Raw genomic sequence first — 1,092 nt, 5'->3', positions numbered from 1 at the left:
CCTACACGCTGGTTCAGGCGGTCAACCACGCGGCGCAGCTCGCCCGCTACGACATCCAGAACTCGCGCGAATTCGGGCCCATCCAGATCCCTCTCAAGCTGCGTTGGATGGGCTACAAGCCAGGAGACTGCGTCACGGCGCACCTTCCGGAGAGCAGGCTCGAGCACCAGCCCATCCTGCTGATGAACCGATCGCTAGACCCGGGCTCGGGCGTCGTGACCATGGCCGCGCGATCGGAGACCGCGGCCAAGCACGCATTCGCGCTGGGGCAGACAACGACACCGCCTCCGACGCCGGCGCTCGGTTCCCCTGGCACGTTCACAAACGCGCTCGCGCTGGTCCTCACGGCCGGGATCAACATCCAGCAGACGCTCCGCAACTCATATGTGAAAACGGGCGGCGTGGCGCTGCTCTCGGCATCGGACGCGGGGGACGGGTCGGCGAAGGTCTCCGTCGCCGCGCACGAATGGGATTACCCGGACCCCGTCCCGAACGCGTCGCGGAGCGCGGGGCAGATCCTCGGCCTTGCCTTCAACACCGATTATTACGTCTTCTTCGACGACGACAGCTTGGGCGATGTCGCGCCGACCTATTCGGTCGCGACAGCTTACGCGGCCGCGCTGAACAGCTCCGATCATCCGGACCGCCATTATCTAGGCTACATCAAGACGCCTGCGGCGCCCGGCTCTGGCGGCACGAGCGGTGGCAGCGGCGGTGGATATGGCGGCGGCGCCGGCGGCCGCGGCGCGCTCCCCTGATTTTTCGGCAACCAAGGGCTTCGACATGATTTCACCCGGTCAGTTGGCGCTCAGCGCCGACCGCTGGACGCCGTTCGTCCAGACGCTCGTCTTCATTGGCGCAGATCTGAGCGGCGTGGGCGCCAAGCTGCAGGTGCGGCTCGTCGCCGACACGCCTGGGGCGCCGCTGATCGGTCTGGAACTTGTCGGAGCGGCGAACGTGCAGGGTCTTCGACTGCTCTATGCCGGCACCGATACCATCGCCAATCACATGGCTGCAGGTCGCCTGAGCGAGGCGCTGCCCGGATCTGCGCCGAGTGACCCACTTGCGCTCAGTCAGCTGCAGATCCGGATT

Annotated in this window: 2 pseudogenes; both read left to right on the top strand. The window is 66.6% G+C overall.

Going from position 1 to position 1,092, the window contains the following annotated elements:
- Positions 1-758, top strand: a pseudogene (locus tag PYV61_RS25670) (hypothetical protein); the annotation flags it as partial.
- Positions 721-1,092: pseudogene (locus PYV61_RS25665) on the top strand (hypothetical protein); the annotation flags it as partial. The pseudogenes PYV61_RS25670 and PYV61_RS25665, both read left to right, overlap by 38 nt.

It is taken from the genome of Roseisolibacter sp. H3M3-2 (assembly GCF_029211165.1).
Taxonomy (GTDB): domain Bacteria; phylum Gemmatimonadota; class Gemmatimonadetes; order Gemmatimonadales; family Gemmatimonadaceae; genus Roseisolibacter.
This window is presented reverse-complemented; position numbering and strand designations above follow the sequence as displayed.